Here is a 16,756-nt window from a genome sequence, read left to right on the forward strand (position 1 = left end):
CGGCGACACGAGCTGGCGGACTTTCACGACAAAGTATGGCGACACCTGCGCTGGTCACGCTGATGATCGCTGTATGTTGACGCGTAGTCGCGTGGCGTCGGGCGCCGCGGTGGGGGCGGATAGGGATGGGCGGAATGTCTGGGATTGATCTGGCGAGCGTTTTCGGGGACCGGTTGGATGCTGCGCGAGCGGCAGTACGGGGTGGCAGGTATCAACTCGTTCTCGGTGCCGGCGCGAGTATCGGTGCAAAGAACCGCCAGGGGAAGCCGGTCCCGGGTAGCGGGGACCTCGTGAGGAGGCTTGCCAGATCATTCTCGGATGCGCATATTGAACCAGACGGCCCGCTCATGCGCGCATACCAGCGGGCGGTTACGTCAGCTGGTGCGGACAAAGTGTACGCCCAGCTGCGTGACATCTTTCTCGGTAGCGATCACGCGGGATGGTTTACATCGCTCGCCTCGATGCCCTGGCGCCGAACCTGGACGCTAAACATCGATGACGCATACGAACGCGCATACAGGCGGGGGACGCGCCAAGGGTATCGCCGACTGAAGGTCATTAATTGGGCGGATGAGTACGCCGACTCCTCAGAGGTCGAACTTGTTCACCTCCACGGCAGCATCTCATCACCACATCCAACTCCCATCATCTTCTCCCTCGGTGAATACCATGGAGCTGCGTCCGCGCGGCGAGTATGGCATCAGGTGTTTCAAGGGGTGTTGTCCGCGGAACCAGTTGTACTCATAGGTACGAGCATTCTTGGAGATCCCGACGTCGAGGCGGTGGTCCTGGCTTCAAGGCCAAGCAACGACGCGCCGTCGGTGGTGGTGGACCCTGGCATCACGCCGGGAAACAAGTGGGAACTTGAACGGGCGGGCTACTTGGTCGTGCAGGCGACCGCAGAAGACTTTGTGGAATCCTGGCAGGCTACTTTCGGCCTCGAAGGCGAGGCGCTGGGGCGGCTCTACCAGTCCGTGGGGGTCAACATTCCTCAACTGCAGCAGCTCACCCGAAGCCATGTCCCGCCCTCGCCGGTGTCGCATGACTACTTGGCGGGCGACGATCCACTTTGGTCGGATGCCGTAACAGGCCTTGTCGCGGGATTCTCATGGATGCATTCGATTGACGCTGAGGTCCAAAGATGGATTGCTGGCCGAGGTGACCGAATCACCATCCGCGTCTTGCTCGCGGCCCGATTGACAGGCATCACGTCCGGAGTACTGTGGCTCGCAAGCTCGGCGGATTCGCGCAATGCGACCGTCGTCTGGTTCGATCGCTCCTCCCGGCTTGACCCGATGCAGGTGTTGGACTACTGCAGGGAGCGGTCCCCTGTGCTGCTAATCGTCGACGGCGGTCACGATTTCGCGCGGGATATTCGCGAGCTGACACGCCTGGCATCGCAGGAGCCGGAGGTGTCGTTGTACGTATTGTTCGCAGAGCGCTCTAGCAACCAGGACTTGGTGGAAGATCAACTGACTGGCGGTGTGCCAGTCCAGGTCACTCGGGTGTCGCTGGAGCGAACACGAGCCGATGGGCGAGCGCTTCTTGAAGTGCTGTCGTCGCACGGTCGCTTGGGCGCCTTGGAACGCCTGGGGGATCCGTCGGACCGGTTGTCGCATTTCGAGGGTCGCGACGTCTTCTCAGCGATGGGCGAGGTCGAGCATGGAGCGGGGTTTCGCGCAAGACTAGACCGAGAGATTCGAAACCTCTACGACGAGTGGCAGCAGGACCTCGTCTTCTTGCTTGCTCTCTCGTCGCATGCGGGCTCACAAGTAGGCCTACAAGAGGCGAGCTTCGCCGTGGGAGTGTCCGTACAAGCGATCCAGGCTGCGATCGAGCAGAACGATCACTTGGGGGCACTCGTGGCGGTCGTAAATGGTCTGCTGCGCCCTCGTCAGCGCGAACGCGGAATCGCGGCGCTCCAACGGGCGACGGGTGAAGACTTTCTTCCGCGTCTGGCTGTGATGCTGAACGCGCTCGCCCCGCTCGATAACCGGCAGAGCCTTCGGCAGCAGAACAGGGCCGCGGTGCTCGTCGGAAGCCTCATGGGGGCTGACATGCTGAGACAAATCTTTCCCCACGCCGACCTTCAAGTCTTCTACGAGAGTATTCGTGACCGCTTCGGCGCATGGAATGCCCGCTATTGGGAGCAGCGTGCCATCTATGCGCGTCGTGTTGAGGACTGGCCACGAGCGGAATCGTTTGCGGAACGCGCGGTGACGATCAAAGAAGACTCGTATACGTATACGACCCTAGGCACGGTCCTCATCGCGAGGGCGACGGCTTTGTCTGCAGAAGGCGACGAGCTTTGGGAGACCTACTACGAGCGCTCGTACACGGCATTTGAGCAGGCCATCGGGGCGGACGGTGGGCACGTCTCGCGACTCGCTCAGCTTCAGGGGGGGCTGAAGCTCGTTCGGACGCTGAGCGATCGCGCTCAGCGAGGGCTCGTAGGTGAGGATGCCACGGAGCGGGTCGCATCTGATTGGCGTACGGCGTACACCATCCTGCGAGTCGGATTGAGTGCGGATGACGGCTTCGATCTTATCGATCGAGCCGAGCGGCTTTCGCGGGAGTTCTTGGAATATCAGCCGGGCGCGAGCGTGACCGTGGGCGCTGTCTCGATTGAGGAAACGACCGCTCACGCGAACGTCCCGGAGGTGACAGCAGCCATCCGGCGGGCTGTCTCGGAAGCGCAACTGCCCGCTCCCGTACGCGATCTCGCACGGCAAGCGGCCTCGTATTACCCCGGGCACCGGCAGGGTTGGGGCGGCTACTCATCCTTCACCGCGGCGCTGAAGGCCTCCATCGACGACGTTGCGATCCGCACGATCGACGGAGTCTTGCATGCCGATGTGCGCAGGAATCGAGCACCAGTTCGGAGGCGACGGCGTCGGTCGTAAGTGCGCAGCACCTAGTCCGCTTGTGGTGCGGCTGGAACAGCCGACGCGAACGGTGCCCGTCCGATTCTCCGGCGTTTCACTGTGCTGGCTGTGTGATCTTGTGTGTTCCATCCATCGTGTGAAGGCCGGCCCCGTACGGGACCGGCCTTCACGCGGTGGAGGCGACGTCAGTGCCTGGCAGCGGGACCGCGCAGGACGCGGGATGCCACCACGAGGGCGGCGGCGATCAGCACGACGTTCTTGAAGATGTACTGGCCGGTCAGCGTCGGACCGACCGGGCCGAAGACCTCCGCGGGCAGCAGGACGATCGGCGACAGGATGCCGACGAACGCCAGCGCCAGCACCACGAGGCCGATTCGGGCGAAAGCGCCGCCGGCGATGAGCAGGGCTCCGGCGAGCACCTCGATGACGGCGGTCGCGATCAACGCGGCCTGGCCGCTGACCATGCCGAACGTGAGCTTCTCCCACGTGGCGCTCACCAGCGCCTCGACGGGGCTCACGCCGGGGATCAGCTTCAGCGCGCCGAAGACGACGAAGACGGCTCCCAGCGCGACGCGCAGCGCCGGGATGCTCCAGCGCTGCAGCGACACCTTGAGCGCGGACTCCGCGCGTGCCTCGAGGGCGATCAGGGCGCGGAGCGGGTTCTGGCGGCCGGCGGACGCGGGAACGACGCCGGCGGCGCCGTGGACGGGGACGGTGGTCATGGCGTGACTCCTTCGGGTGTGATCGCCCGCGATGGCGGGCACGGTGATCAGGACCCGATCGGAGCCGCAGTGATACGCGCGCCCCGAGATTGACGCTCCTGCTACAGCCGCACCGACAGCAGACCGCCGTCTGGTTGTAGATGAGCTACAACCAGACGGCGGTGCGGTGGTTCAGGCGGCGGGCGTCGTCGCCGCGCGATCGTCCTCCACCTGCGATGCGCGGATCGGGTGTCCCTGGCTGGTGAGGCACTTGCCGCTGGCGAGGTCCCACTTCCAGTCGTGGAGCGAGCAGGTGAGCACGCCGTCCTCGATCTTCCCGGTCTTGGTGAGGTCCGCGCGCAGATGCGGGCACCGCCGCTGCACCAGCCAGTCGCCGAGCTGGGCGTCCTCGGTCTGGTCGGTCTGCTCGGCGTACCAGTTCTCGACGTACTCGATGCGGTCGCGCGAGAGGCACTTGAGGAAGGTCGTGAGGAACTCGTTGAACTTGCCGCTGCGGCCCACCTCGAACTGCATCGACAGGAAGATCGAGTTCGACCAGTCGATCTCGTGGTCGGCGATGTTGGTGGAGACGAGGTCGGCGGGGATCGTGTACCAGTAGATGCACTCCTCGCCGGCATACTCCCGGACCTTCGCCTTCGGGAAATCGACCACCATGTCCAGCTCGCCGATGCGGAAGCGCACCACGCCGCCCACGCCGTTGCGGATCGTGCGGGCGCGGCGCAGCAGCGGCTCCCACCACTCCTTGATCGCCGCGAGCATCTCATCCGGCGCGAGCACCGGGGCCCGCGACGCCTCCTCCGCGCGGATCTCGTCCTGGCGGGAGTCGCGCTGCTCGGCGAGGTAGGCCCACTTGTCGTCGAAGATGCGGTCGATCTCGGCATCCGTGTACAGCGTCTGGGTGACCGTGAGCTCGCCGTCGTTCAGCTCGACGACCGTGCCGGGCACGAACTCGTAGCCCTTCTGATCGGGCCGGAGCTCTTTCATGTGCGCGAGGAACTCGCGCTGGTCGGTGAAGATCGAGTCGTTCTCGAGCCCCGTCCCGTTGTAGCGGAAGAGCTCCTCGCGCAGGAACATCGGGGGGCCGGCCATCGGGAAGACGTGCTCGGCGTCGACCTTCTCGATGTAGTACATCGCGCGCTTGTTCTGCGCGTCGCGCTTGAGCTTGGCGAAGTTCTGCTTGGCGTCCTGTGGCAGGTCGTAGACCATCGGCCACCAGATGGCGCCCGACACCTGGGTGAAGTACGCCTCCGGCTTGGAGAACGCCATGAGCTTCTCGAGATCCAGAGGGTGCGAGTCGTTCTGGTTCAGGATGCTGGCGGTCCCGTCGTCGACGCTCAGCGACGAGTCGCCGATCGGGCCGTCACTCGGCGCGCGCAGCGGCGTCACCATCAGCTTGAGCGGTCCGAACTCCAGCGGCACGCCGGCCTGGGTGTAGATGATGTCGTCGTAGCCGAGCCTGCGGAGATCCTGCTCGAGGTCGTCCGTCGGGTACTCCGGCAGCAGCACCTTGATGGTCTTGGGCACGTACCGGTCCATGAGCGCCGGGTCGAAGTGGTCGCGGTGCCGGTGCGAGACGTAGAGGAAGTCGGCGTTGCCGAACCGCTCCCAGTCGAGTCCCCGGTTGTCGGGGAACGGGAACCACGACCCGAAGAAGGTCGGGCCGATCACAGGGTCGCAGAGGATGCTTCCCCCCGCCGTCTCGATGAACATTCCGGCGTGGCCGAGGCCCGTGATGCGCATGGGTGTCCTCCCGTGTCGAACCAGATGATTCTAGGCGAGGCTCGCGCGGGCACCTGTCGCACCGGCCGTGCAAAACCCGATCCACCCGCGTGTGCTCGTCCTCAGGCGTCGAACAGCCCGCGGATGTCGTCGGCGGTGAGCGCCTGCCCGAAGAGGGCGTCGTCGTCCATGACCGAGCGGAACAGCCGCGCCTTGCGCCGCTGCAGTGCCATCACCTTCTCCTCGATCGTGCCCGAGGCGATGAGGCGGTAGACCATGACGCTGCGGTGCTGGCCGATGCGGTGGGCGCGGTCCACGGCCTGCGCCTCGGCGGCCGGGTTCCACCACGGGTCGAGCAGGAAGACGTAATCGGCCTCGGTCAGCGTCAGGCCGAAGCCGCCGGCCTTCAGGCTGATGAGGAACACCGGGGCCTCTCCCCCGCGGAACGCGGCCACGGCGGCATCCCGATCCCGCGTGGACCCGTCGAGGTACGCGTAGGCCACCCCGCGCTTCTCCAGCTCGGCGGCGACGAGGCCGAGGAACGACGTGAACTGGCTGAACACGAGGGCCCGGTGACCCTCCGCGAGGGCCTCGTCCAGCTGCTCGAAGAGGGCGCCGAGCTTGCTCGGCGGGATGTGCGTGTGCGCGGGATCGACGAGCTCGGGTGCAAGGCTCAGCATCCGCAGCAGCGTGAGGGACCGGAACACGATGAAGCGGTTGCGATCCAGGTCCTCCAGGAGCCCGAGCACCTTCTGACGCTCGCGCTGCAGCACGGTGTCGTAGAGGGCGCGGTGGGCGGCGCCCAGCTCGATGCGGACCTCCTGCTCCTGCTTGGCAGGCAGGTCCGCGGCGACGAGCTCCTTCGTGCGCCGCAGCACGAGCGGCCGGATGCGTCGCCGCAGCCGGTCCAGCCGAGCGGCACGGTAGGCCCCGCCCTCCTGGTTCTCGGGCACCTTGCCCTTCTCGATGGGGCCCACGTACTCCTCGCGGAACCGCCGGGACGAGGCGAACAGGCCGGGTGCCGTGAGCGAGAGCAGCGCCCACAGCTCGGTCAGGCTGTTCTCCAGCGGGGTGCCGGTCACGGCGAAGACCACGTCGGTGCGGAGGTCTCGTGCCGCGCGGTACGCCTGGGTGCGGCTGTTCTTGACGAACTGCGCCTCGTCGAGGATGAGACCGGCCCACTCCAGGCCGGCGAACTCGCGCTCGTCCAGCCGGAGCAGCGTGTACGACGTCACGACGACGTCGGCCGTGCCGGCGGCGTCGGCCGGCGACCGCCCCCGCTTGGCTCGCGTGGCGTCGACGACCTCGACCCGCAGATCCGGCGTGAACCGCTCGCTCTCACTGCGCCACGTCGACAGCACCGAGGTGGGCGCGACGACCAGGAACGGGCGGGTCTCGCCGCTCTCGCGCGCGTGGGCGATGAGCGCCAGCAGCTGCAGCGTCTTGCCCAGGCCCATGTCATCGGCGAGTATGCCGCCCAGCCGGTGCCGCCAGAGGAAGGCGAGCCAGTCGTACCCCGCCCGCTGATACGGCCGAAGCTCGGCGTGCAGAGCGGACGGGAGCGGCGCGGCCGGTACGCCGTCGGCATCGCGCAGCGCGTCGACCGTCTCACGCCAGGCCACCGCGGGTTCCGCTTCGTCGGCCAGATCCTCGAAGTCCGCCCACAGGGCCGTCTGATACCTGCTGATCCGGGGTCCGGCCTCCCACTCCTCGAGCTCGCCCGCCTCCTCGATGAGATCGCGCAGGCGTCGCAGCGAGGGGTGCGAGAGCGAGAAGTAGGCGCCGTCGCTGAGCAGGATCCGCCGGCGGCCGCGTGCGAGCGCGGTGAACAGCGTGCCGAAGGGGATCCGCCGGCCGTCGATCGTGACGACCACCCCCAGGTCGAACCAGTCGGAGTCGGTCGTCTCGACCGTGCGCACGCCGATGCGCGGGTCGCCGGTGAGCTCGCGGTACCGCGGGCGCTCGCCGGAGACCTCCACGCGGACGTCGGCGTCGGCCTCGAGCAGCGGCAGCAGCCGCGAGGAGAACTCGGCGGCGTCCAGGCCCGAGAGCGAGCCCGAGGAGGCGAAGTCCACCGGCGCGTGCTCGCTCCACAGCCCGTGGACCCGGGCGCGGATCTCCGACTCGGTCTCGGCGTCCCCGTCGGCGCCGGTGGCGTCGAAGCCGAGATCCTTCCCGTCGTAGCGCCACGCCAGGGCGTACACGAGCCGGTGGTTCGGCTCGAAGTGGACGCGCAGCACGAGCTGCGGACGCGACGGTGCCGCCAGATCGATCCCGGGCGCCTCGACGCTCACGCGGCGCGCGATCCTCGGGAGATGGTCGCGGAGGAACTCGTCGGCCTCCTCGACGGGCACTCTGACGATCTCGTGCGCGCCGAGCAGCCGAGGCACCGGCTCGGGGAGCGCGACGGGCGCCAGCACGAGCTCGATCCGCTCTCGGACGACGGCGAAGCGGTAGACGCCCGTGCGTCCCACCGGACGCACGGTGGCGGCATCCGCCCGCTCGCCGTCGATCGTGACCACCGGGGCGACGTCGAGGCCGCGCGCCGAGCGCCGGGCGTGGACGGCGACCGTCGCGGTGCTCGCGAGCGTCACCACGGCGCCCCGCTTCGTCGGGACGAGGGGGATGCCGCGGTCCGCCCCCGCGGCCAGATGCGGCCAGAGCAGGCTCGACTCGATGTCGTCGAGGGTGAGCCACTCCGAGACGTCGGAGAACGCACCGAAGGAGCGGACGTCCCGCCCGATGCTGTGGAGCTCGGCGAACCACCGCGCCTGCGCGGGGTCGAACGCGGTGCCGGGTCGGCGCAGCGCGTCCCACGAGACGGCGCCCTTGATCCACGCGTCGGACCGGTCCGATCGCTGGAGGGGGCGCAGCCCGACGAGCACGTCGGCGCCGAACTGGTGCAGGCCGCGCGGCGTCGCCGTCTCGACCCGTGCCGGCGCCCACGTGGAGGCGCCGCGGCGGACGCGCTGGCGCAGCTCGACACCCAGTGCGAGCGGCGCGTGCTCCGTCGGCGTGGGCGGCGAGGGGGCGAAGACCGCGCGCCACGACGTCCCCTCCCCGGCGGCAGGGGCGGACCCGGCGAGACGGTTGCTCGCCAGCAGCGTGGCGACGGTGTGCTTGCAGTCGAACTGCACGGGGCAGGTGCACGACGTCGCCGCGATCGGGCGGTCGGGACGCTGGGCGTCCAGGCGCACGCGGCAGCGGTAGGTGCGGCCGCCGCTTCCGGCGACCGCGGACTCGATGACGGACGTCGCCGGGTCCCACGACAGCTGCTGCACGGCGCCCTCGGCCAGATAGGCCCGGCCCCGCTCGAACGAGCCGGCGTCGGTGAGGCCGCGGATGTGCGACGGGTCGACGAACGGCGGGGTCACGGCATCCATCCTGGCAAGTGCTCCGGACAGTCGGGGCAGCCGGGCCGGCCGGGGTCGGTCAGGACGCGCGGGCGATGCGTGCGAGCACGCCGTGCACGAAGGCGCCCGAGTCGTCGGTGGAGAACTCCTTCGCCAGTTCCACGGCCTCGTCGATCGCGACGGCGGCAGGCACCTCGTCGTTGTACAGCAGCTCCCACGTGGCGATGCGCAGCACGGCGCGGTCGACGGCGGGCATGCGGGCGAGGGACCAGTCCTTCGCGAACGTCGTGATCTGCTCGTCGATCGCGTCCTGGTTGTCGATCACCCCGTCGACGATCTCACGGGCGTACAGCCACGAGGCCTGGCGTGCGGGCTCGCCGGCGGCGCGGCGCGCCTCGGCGGCGAGGATCGTCGCCGGCTGGTCGCCGCGGACGTCCGCCTGGAACAGGATGTCGAGCGCGCGTTTGCGCGCCTTCGAACGAGCGCTCATCGTCAGCAGCCGCCGACGTCAGTTGACGCGGCCGAGGTAGTCGCCCGTGCGGGTGTCGACCTTGACCTTCGTTCCGGTCTCGAGGAACAGCGGCACCTGGATCTCGTAACCGGTCTCGACGGTGGCAGGCTTGGTGCCGGCCGACGAGCGGTCGCCCTGCAGGCCCGGCTCGGTGTAGGTGATCTCCAGGACGACGGATGCCGGGAGCTCGACGTACAGCGGGTTGCCGTTGTTGAGCGCGATCTGCACCTGCTGGTTCTCGAGCAGGAAGTTCGCGGCGTCGCCGACGGTCGCCGCGCCGACCGTGATCTGGTCGTAGTCGGCGACGTCCATGAAGACGAAGCCCTCGCCGTCGTTGTAGAGGTAGGTGAAGTCGCGGCGGTCGACGTTCTCGAGCTCGACCTTGGCGCCGGCGTTGAACGTCTTGTCGACGACCTTGCCGGTCATGACGTTCTTGAGCTTGGTGCGCACGAACGCGCCGCCCTTGCCGGGCTTGACGTGCTGGAACTCCACGACGCTCCAGAGCTGACCGTCGATGTTGAGGACGACGCCGTTCTTGATGTCTGCGGTGGATGCCATGAGGGTGCGGGTCCGTTTCGTTCGAGAGGAGAGGGCGTCACGCCCGGCGAAGAGGCCGGGGGCCGGAGAGCGCCGACGGTCGATTCTACGGGATGCCCGGTCCCCCGCCGGTCCGTCAGCCCTCGGCCTGGCCTGTGACGGCGTCGATGAGAAGCTCCACCGCCCGGGCGTACCCGGGAACGCCCTCGCCGATCACGTGGACGATGGCGACGTCCGCGACGTACGAACGGTGACGGAACTCCTCGCGGGAGAGGATGTCGGAGATGTGCACCTCGGCGACGGGGAGCCCGACGCCGGACAGGGCGTCGCGCAGCACCACCGAGGTGTGCGTGAGCCCGCCCGGGTTGATGACGATGCCGGCGCAGTCCTCGCGGGCGGCGTGGATGGCATCCAGCAGCACGCCCTCGTGGTTGCTCTGCACGGCACGGACCTCGAAGCCGCGGCGGGCCGCGGCATCCGTCGTCACCCGCTCGACGTCGGCGAGCGTCGCCGTCCCGTACACGGCGGGCTCCCGGGTGCCCAGGAGGTTCAGGTTGGGGCCGTTGACGAGGAGCAGGCGGCGCGGAACGGTCACGCGCCCACCCTACCGGGGTGACGCCGCCGCGCCGGTGGGTCCGGCTCGCCGGTTCAGAGCGCGCGCGCCATCACGATCTCGGGCCCGATGGTGCTCGTGAAGGTCTCGCCGGTGGGGACGAATCCGTTGCGCCGGTAGGCGGCCTGCGCACGGGCGTTGTCGGCGTGGACGTCCAGGGTGAGACGACGGATGCCGAGCCCGGCGACCCACGCGGCGGCGGCGTCGAACAGCGCGTCGATCGTGCCGGCGCCGCGGTGCTCCGGGCTCACGTAGACGCCGACGACGTCGGCACGGGCGGTGTACACGGTGCGACCGGTGTGGTCGACGGTGCCGACGGCGCGCACGAGGACGGTGGCCGATCCGACCCACCGGCCGTCGGCCTCGGCGACGAACTGCGCCGCCTCGTCGCCGATCGCCGCGTCCAGAGTCCGTCGGCGCCAGAACTCGTCGTCGTGCGCGAGCTCCTGCTCGGGGGTGGAGAGGAAGGCGATGCCGGCGTCCGGATCGCCCACGGCACGGATCCGGAGGTCGCGCACGCGCGCCCACTCGTCCTCGCGGACGCGTCGCGCGACCGCCGCCGTCACCCCGCGACCTCCTGGTAGGCCGCGAACAGCAGGGATTCGTCCGGCGCCTGCAGCACGGTGGGCTTGGCGATGTCGTCCAGCACGATGAAGCGCAGCATGCCGCCCCTGCTCTTCTTGTCGCGCTGCATCGTGGCCAGGAGCTGCGGCCACGCGCCGGGGCGGTAGCTCGTCGGAAGCCCGAGGGTCTCGAGGATCTCGCGGTGACGCTGCGCCGCGGCATCCGGCAGGCGTCCCGCCAGCCGCGAGAGCTCGGCGGCGAACACCATGCCGACCGAGATCGCGGCGCCGTGGCGCCAGCGGTACCGTTCGGCGTGCTCGATCGCGTGGCCGAGCGTGTGGCCGTAGTTGAGGATCTCGCGCAGTCCGGCCTCGCGGAGATCCTCCCCCACGACCCGCGCCTTCATGTCGATGGCGAGTTCGATCGTGCGCCGGAACGCGTCGCTGCGGGGATCGACCGCGGCCTCGGCGTCGGCCTCGACGAGGTCGAGGATCTCGGGAGCCCAGATGAAGCCCGCCTTGACCACCTCGGCGTACCCGGCGACGAGTTCGTTGCGCGAGAGCGAATCGAGCAGATCGAGGTCGCAGATGACCGCGCGCGGCGCCCAGAACGCGCCGACGAGGTTCTTGCCCTCGGCGGTGTTGACGCCGGTCTTGCCGCCCACCGCAGCGTCGACCATGCCCAGCACCGTCGTCGGCACCTGCACGACCTCGACGCCGCGGAGCCAGGTCGCCGCGACGAAGCCGGCGAGGTCGGTCACCGCTCCCCCGCCGAATCCGACGACGGCGTCGGTGCGGGTGAAGTCCGCCTTGCCCATCACCTGCCAGCAGAACGCGGCGACCTCGATGCGCTTGCCGGCCTCGGCGTCGGGGATCTCGGCGAGGAGCACCTCGCGGTCGTCGATCAGCTGCGCGCGCAGGCGCTCGGCCTGCGCCGCGAGCGTCGGGGGGTGGATCACCAGCACCTTGCGGGCGGCGGGGGGCAGCGCCTCGCCGAGCGTCGACAGGATGCCGCGCCCCACGGTGATGTCGTAGCGCGCGTCGCCGCTCACGCCGATGGTCGTGGCATCCGTCATCTCGACTCGCTCCGCTCGCTGGGCACGTCCGTCTCCTCCTGCTCGGCCCCGGCGGGCCCGAGCGCCTCGTGCGCCGCGTCGCCGCGCACCCAGTCCACGAGGGCGTCCACGACATCCTGCACCGGTCCGCTCGACGTGTCGAAGGTCACGTCGGCGAGCTCCTCGTACACCGGACGCCGCTGCTCGTAGATGGCGGTCCAGCGCTGGACGGCATCCTCGCCCTGCAGCAGCGGGCGGGCCGAGTCGCGGACGCGGCCGGCCACCACGCGCGCCGTGACGGTCAGCAGCACGACCCGGTGGCCGGCGAGGTCGGCGCGCGTCTGCGGGTGCATGACCGCGCCGCCGCCGAGCGACACGATGCCGCCGCCGCGGAGCCCCGCGACGACCGCCTCGCGCTCGAGCGCGCGGAAGTGCTCCTCGCCGTGCTCGGCGAACAGCCGCTCGATCGGTCCGTGCTCGCGCACCACGGCGGCGTCGGTGTCGAAGAACGGGACGCCCAGTGCCCGCGCCGCCTTCTTGCCGATGCTGGTCTTGCCCGAGCCCATCGGGCCGATCAGCACGACCGGGTCAGAGTGCGGCGTCATGCGAGAGCAGGCCGGCGTCGCTCCGGGCAGCCGTGCGCAGCTCCTCGGGGATCGCCGCGAGGTAGCCCTCGATGTTGCGACGCGTCTCGGCGACGCTGTCGCCGCCGAACTTCTCGAGGACCACGTCCGCCAGGACGACGGCGGTCATCGCCTCGGCGACGACGCCGGCGGCCGGGACCGCGCACACGTCGGAGCGCTGGTGGTGTGCGGAGGCGGCGTCTCCGGTGGAGACGTCGACGGTGCGCAGGGCGCGGGGCACCGTCGCGATCGGCTTCATGCCGGCGCGCACGCGCAGCACCGTGCCGGTGGACATGCCGCCCTCGGTGCCGCCCGCCTTGTCGCTGGAGCGCGTGATGCCGTCCTCGGCCGTGAACAGCTCGTCGTGCGCCGCCGATCCGCGCCGGCGCGTGGTCTCGAAGCCGTCGCCGACTTCGACGCCCTTGATCGCCTGGATGCTCATGAGCGCCTGTGCGAGCTTGGCGTCCAGGCGCCGGTCCCAGTGGACGTGCGAGCCGAGGCCGGGCGGCAGGCCGTAGGCGAGCACCTCGACGATCCCACCGAGCGTGTCGCCGTCCTTCCGGGCGGCGTCGACCTCTGCGACCATCGCCTGGCTCGTGAGCGGGTCGAAGCAGCGCAGCGGATCGGCGTCGAGGACCTCGACGTCGTCGGGTGCGGGCAGCGCTGCGCCCTCTGGGACGCGGACCGGGCCGATCGACAGGGTGTGGCTGACCAGGCGGATGCCGAGCTCCGCCAGGAAGGCGCGGGCGATGGCGCCGAGCGCCACGCGAGCGGCCGTTTCGCGGGCGCTCGCGCGCTCGAGGATCGGCCGGGCCTCGTCGAAGCCGTATTTCTGCATGCCGACGAGGTCGGCGTGTCCGGGGCGCGGGCGGGTGAGCGCGGCACCGCGACCGCGCGACTTCTCCGTCAGCTCGACCGGCTCGGCGCTCATGACCTCGACCCACTTCGGCCACTCGGTGTTGCCGATGCGCAGCGCGATGGGGCTGCCGAGCGAGGATCCGTGGACCACGCCGGACGAGATGGTCAGCTCGTCCTCCTCGAACTTCATGCGCGACCCTCGACCGTAGCCGAGCTTGCGGCGCGCGAGGTCCGCCTGGATCGCAGCGCGGGAGATCGGGACGCCGGCGGGAAGTCCCTCCATGATGGCGACGAGTTCTGGGCCGTGCGATTCGCCGGCCGTGAGCACGCGGAGCATTGCTCCAGTCTCCCACGCGGGGCGGGCGGGTTACGCCGTGTGAGGATCGACGAGCACGCGGCGCATGGCTGCGAGGGCCTCGTCCTCCCGGTCCATCGGCATGTCGGGGTCGCCGTGGCGGAAGATGCGGATCTGCAGCAGGGCCTGGTGCAGCAGCATGCCCAGGCCCGACCGTGCCGGAGCGCCCGCGCGCTCCCACGCGTCGGAGAGAGCGGTCGGCCAGTGCCCGTACACGACGTCCAGGAGCAGCCCGCCCGAGCGCGCGAGCGCATCGGCGACGGCGGCGGGCAGCTGCGCCTCGCCCGGGAGCGTCGCGATCGTCACGGGGACGGCGGGATGATCCGATGCCGCCAGCGGCGTTGGGGAGACCGCGATGCCGAGCCGCTCTCCGAGCTGCACCAGAGCGTGGACGGCCTCGGGCCGACGGGCGGCCACCTCCACCTCGCTGGCTCCCAGCTCGGACAGCGCCACGAGGGCGGAGGTCGCCGTGGCGCCCGCTCCCACGATCCGCGCACGGGGGACGACGGTGATCCGGTCGTCCGAGAGCGCGCGCACGATGCCGCCGACGTCGGTGTTGAAGCCGCGGGGCATGCCCGAGTCCGTGCCCCGCAGCAGGAGCGTGTTGACGGCGCCGGTGAGCTCGGCCCGGCGGTCGCGGGTCGCCGCGGCGGCGAAGGCGACCGCCTTGAGCGGCATCGTGAGCGACAGACCGCGCCACTCACGGTCGAGCCCGGCGAGCTCCTGCCCGAACGACGCTGCGTCGACGCGGCGGCGGCCGTACGACCAGTCCAGGCCCAGCACCGCGTAGGCGGCGGCGTGCAGCTGCGGCGAGCGGCTGTGCGCGATGGGATCGCCCCATACCTCCAGACGCGTCGCGCCGGGCGTCAGCACCCCGAGTCCGGGTTGTCGGCGCACCACTGCTGCCACTGCTCGACGTATCGCAGGTGCTCGCGGTAGGTCTCGGTGAAGACGGTCTCGCCGGTGTTCATGTTGACCGTGACGAAGTAGAGCCACGGACCTTCGGCGGGATGCATGGCCGCGTCGATCGCGACGTCGCCGGGGTTGGCGATCGGTCCGACCGGCAGCCCCGTGTGGACGTAGGTGTTCCACGGGTTGGGGTCGTTCAGCGCCTCTTCGGAGGAGCTCACCGTCCCGTCGTGCATCTCGCCGTAGCCGTACTGCGCGGTGGAGTCCATCTGCAGCTTGCCGAACGTCTCCTGGTTGCTCGGATCGAGCCGGTTCTGGATGACGGTCGACACCTTCTGCATGTCCTGTTCGAACCGCGCCTCGCGCTGGATGATCGACGCGATCGTCAGGATGCGCTGACGATCCTCGGGCGGCACCCCTGCCTCGTCCAGCGACTGCACCGTGCGGTCGACGAGCGTCTGGATCGCCGACTGGGGGGTGACGCTCGGATCGAACGTGTAGGTCGCGGGGAAGAGCCAGCCCTCGAGGCTGTCGGCCTGCACGCCGTACGCGGCGGGGTCCGCCGCGGCGGCCTGCAGCTGATCCAGCGGCAGCCCGGTGCCCTCGGCGAGCCGCTCGAGCGTGCCGTCCACCGTGAAGCCCTCGGGGATCTGCGCCGTGAACTCCTGCTTGTTGGCCGGATCGAGCAGCGCCGCCAGCGCGGCCTCGCTCGTCATCTGCTTCTGCAGCTTGAACACGCCCGGCTGGAAGTTCGGGTTCTGCCCGCTCTCGATGAGGTAGTCGTAGAACGCGTCGGGCGTCTTGGTCACCCCGGCGTCGTACAGCGACTGCGAGATGGGCGAGCCGGTGTCGCCCGAGGCGATCGTCACGAACGCCTCGCCGTTGGCCAGGCCCGCCTCGTAGTCCTTGGGCTCCTCCCACCCCATGACCTCGCGGATGTTGTCCTCATAGGTGTTCCACACCCAGAGGCCGCCGGCGGCGACGCCGCCGAGGATGGCGAGGACCACGCCGAGCGCGATCCACCCCGCGGCGCGCCGGCGCCTCCGGTTCTTGGCGGGTGGCACGTCTCCGATGTCCTCCGTCGAGGTGGAACCGCTGAACAGCTCCTCGAGCGTCCCGCTCGCGAAGTCCGCCGCCGGCGCGTCGCCGCGGGGCGCCGCCGACCGCGCTGCGGAGGGCGCGGCCCCGGCGGCGGTGCCGTTCGCGGCGCGGCTGTAGGGCATCGCGGGGCCGACGCCGGCGCCGGCGAAGATCCATGGGTCGTCGTCGGAGGACGAGCCCTCGGCGCCGACCGGGTCCGCCGGTCGCGGGGTCCGAAGCGGCACGGGCTGGAATCCCTCGCCGGAGCCGTCGCCCGCCGGCGCGGCGTGAGCCGGCGACGGCGCGGAATCGCTCCGGCTCACCGGCGACGGCCCGGAGACGAGCGTCTCCCACGACGCCGGCGGAGCGGCCGCCGGCGACGAGGCCGGGGCCTGCGCAGGTGTGGCGCCGGTCGAGGACCGGCGGGCTGCGGCTTCGCGGGCGGCGCGACGCGACTGGGGGATCGCTTCGCCGTCAGGCGATGAGTCGGGCATCAGGCTGGCTCCTGGGGGACGGTGATTCCGGGCGGACGGCCGGTGCTCTTCTCGACATCGAGCGCTTGCTGGAGCAGGACGACCGCGGCGACCTGGTCAATGATGGTACGCGACGAACGCTGGGATCTGCCCGAACTGCGCAGGGCCGCGTGTGCGGAGACCGTCGAGAGGCGCTCGTCCACGAGCCTCACCGGGAGAGCGGATGCCGCGGCCAGCGCCGCCGCGAACTCCCGTGCGTCCCGGGTCGAGGCGGTGTCCTCGCCCCTCATGTTCAGCGGCAGACCGACCAGCACCTCGAAGGCCCCGTGCTCGTCGGCGAGGGCGATGATGCGCGCGACGGAGCCGTCGTCGCGCGGCACGGTCTCGACCGGCGTCGCGAGCAGCCCGTCGGGGTCGCACTTCGCGACCCCGACGCGGGCCTTGCCGACGTCGACACCCAGCCGCGTCCCCCTGCGGAACCCGCTCATGAGCGTGCGCCG

General features: G+C 70.1%; 14 protein-coding genes and 1 pseudogene. 2 read left to right on the forward strand and 13 right to left on the reverse strand.

Going from position 1 to position 16,756, the window contains the following annotated elements:
- Positions 1 to 461: 461 nt before the first annotated feature.
- A pseudogene (locus ACFRAL_RS06045) lies at positions 462 to 788 on the forward strand (SIR2 family protein); the annotation flags it as partial.
- 33 nt (positions 789 to 821) lie between these two features.
- A complete protein-coding gene (locus tag ACFRAL_RS06050) occupies positions 822 to 2,903 on the forward strand; it encodes a hypothetical protein (RefSeq protein WP_378881320.1) in 2,082 nt (693 codons plus the stop codon).
- Positions 2,904 to 3,070: 167 nt separating this feature from the next.
- Here ACFRAL_RS06050 and ACFRAL_RS06055 read toward each other — a convergent pair whose 3' ends face one another.
- From ACFRAL_RS06055 to ruvX, 13 genes are all read right to left on the reverse strand, one after another.
- Positions 3,071 to 3,607 carry a DoxX family protein gene (locus tag ACFRAL_RS06055; RefSeq protein WP_336397981.1) on the reverse strand — a complete coding sequence of 179 codons (537 nt, stop codon included), beginning with the start codon at positions 3,605 to 3,607 and terminating at the stop codon, positions 3,071 to 3,073.
- 171 nt (positions 3,608 to 3,778) lie between these two features.
- A complete protein-coding gene (locus tag ACFRAL_RS06060; RefSeq protein ID WP_378880809.1) occupies positions 3,779 to 5,347 on the reverse strand; it encodes a Rieske 2Fe-2S domain-containing protein in 1,569 nt (522 codons plus the stop codon).
- 101 nt (positions 5,348 to 5,448) lie between these two features.
- Positions 5,449 to 8,700, reverse strand: coding sequence for an SNF2-related protein (locus ACFRAL_RS06065; RefSeq protein WP_378880812.1), 3,252 nt, complete (start codon positions 8,698 to 8,700; stop codon positions 5,449 to 5,451).
- 58 nt (positions 8,701 to 8,758) lie between these two features.
- Complete coding sequence (nusB, locus tag ACFRAL_RS06070) at positions 8,759 to 9,169, reverse strand: transcription antitermination factor NusB (protein WP_378880815.1); 411 nt, start codon at positions 9,167 to 9,169, stop codon at positions 8,759 to 8,761.
- Positions 9,170 to 9,187: 18 nt separating this feature from the next.
- On the reverse strand, positions 9,188 to 9,748 hold the full coding sequence (gene efp, locus ACFRAL_RS06075) for an elongation factor P (RefSeq protein ID WP_336397984.1): 561 nt from the start codon (positions 9,746 to 9,748) through the stop codon (positions 9,188 to 9,190).
- A gap of 115 nt (positions 9,749 to 9,863) precedes the next feature.
- Entirely contained in the window at positions 9,864 to 10,322 is a 459-nt protein-coding gene (locus ACFRAL_RS06080) for a type II 3-dehydroquinate dehydratase (protein WP_378880819.1), read from the reverse strand.
- A 53-nt stretch (positions 10,323 to 10,375) separates the two neighbouring features.
- Positions 10,376 to 10,906 carry a GNAT family N-acetyltransferase gene (locus ACFRAL_RS06085; protein WP_378880821.1) on the reverse strand — a complete coding sequence of 177 codons (531 nt, stop codon included), beginning with the start codon at positions 10,904 to 10,906 and terminating at the stop codon, positions 10,376 to 10,378.
- Positions 10,903 to 11,979 carry a 3-dehydroquinate synthase gene (gene aroB, locus ACFRAL_RS06090; RefSeq protein ID WP_378880823.1) on the reverse strand — a complete coding sequence of 359 codons (1,077 nt, stop codon included), beginning with the start codon at positions 11,977 to 11,979 and terminating at the stop codon, positions 10,903 to 10,905. The genes ACFRAL_RS06085 and aroB overlap by 4 nt, the downstream gene beginning before the upstream one ends.
- Entirely contained in the window at positions 11,976 to 12,563 is a 588-nt protein-coding gene (locus tag ACFRAL_RS06095; RefSeq protein ID WP_378880826.1) for a shikimate kinase, read from the reverse strand. The genes aroB and ACFRAL_RS06095 overlap by 4 nt, the downstream gene beginning before the upstream one ends.
- Positions 12,547 to 13,776: a chorismate synthase gene (gene aroC / locus ACFRAL_RS06100; protein ID WP_378880829.1), complete on the reverse strand. Its 1,230-nt coding sequence runs from the start codon at positions 13,774 to 13,776 to the stop codon at positions 12,547 to 12,549. The genes ACFRAL_RS06095 and aroC overlap by 17 nt, the downstream gene beginning before the upstream one ends.
- 30 nt (positions 13,777 to 13,806) lie before the next feature.
- Positions 13,807 to 14,694: a shikimate dehydrogenase family protein gene (locus ACFRAL_RS06105; RefSeq protein ID WP_378880832.1), complete on the reverse strand. Its 888-nt coding sequence runs from the start codon at positions 14,692 to 14,694 to the stop codon at positions 13,807 to 13,809.
- Complete coding sequence (gene mltG, locus ACFRAL_RS06110) at positions 14,661 to 16,277, reverse strand: endolytic transglycosylase MltG (protein WP_378880835.1); 1,617 nt, start codon at positions 16,275 to 16,277, stop codon at positions 14,661 to 14,663. Before mltG ends, ACFRAL_RS06105 begins: the two co-directional genes overlap by 34 nt.
- Complete coding sequence (ruvX, locus tag ACFRAL_RS06115; protein WP_378880838.1) at positions 16,277 to 16,744, reverse strand: Holliday junction resolvase RuvX; 468 nt, start codon at positions 16,742 to 16,744, stop codon at positions 16,277 to 16,279. The genes mltG and ruvX overlap by 1 nt, the downstream gene beginning before the upstream one ends.
- Positions 16,745 to 16,756 lie beyond the last annotated feature (12 nt).

It is taken from the genome of Microbacterium sp. NPDC056736 (genome assembly GCF_042790415.1).
GTDB lineage: Bacteria > Actinomycetota > Actinomycetes > Actinomycetales > Microbacteriaceae > Microbacterium.

Bases quoted from the DNA above. Each gene is read 5' to 3' on its own strand.
- ACFRAL_RS06055 (WP_336397981.1), bottom strand. From the start codon at position 3,607: ATGACCACCGTCCCCGTCCACGGCGCCGCCGGCGTCGTTCCCGCGTCC.
- ACFRAL_RS06060 (WP_378880809.1), bottom strand. From the start codon at position 5,347: ATGCGCATCACGGGCCTCGGCCACGCCGGAATGTTCATCGAGACGGCG.
- nusB (WP_378880815.1), bottom strand. From the start codon at position 9,169: ATGAGCGCTCGTTCGAAGGCGCGCAAACGCGCGCTCGACATCCTGTTC.
- efp (WP_336397984.1), bottom strand. From the start codon at position 9,748: ATGGCATCCACCGCAGACATCAAGAACGGCGTCGTCCTCAACATCGAC.
- aroB (WP_378880823.1), bottom strand. From the start codon at position 11,979: ATGACGGATGCCACGACCATCGGCGTGAGCGGCGACGCGCGCTACGAC.
- ACFRAL_RS06095 (WP_378880826.1), bottom strand. From the start codon at position 12,563: ATGACGCCGCACTCTGACCCGGTCGTGCTGATCGGCCCGATGGGCTCG.
- aroC (WP_378880829.1), bottom strand. From the start codon at position 13,776: ATGCTCCGCGTGCTCACGGCCGGCGAATCGCACGGCCCAGAACTCGTC.
- mltG (WP_378880835.1), bottom strand. From the start codon at position 16,277: ATGCCCGACTCATCGCCTGACGGCGAAGCGATCCCCCAGTCGCGTCGC.
- ruvX (WP_378880838.1), bottom strand. From the start codon at position 16,744: ATGAGCGGGTTCCGCAGGGGGACGCGGCTGGGTGTCGACGTCGGCAAG.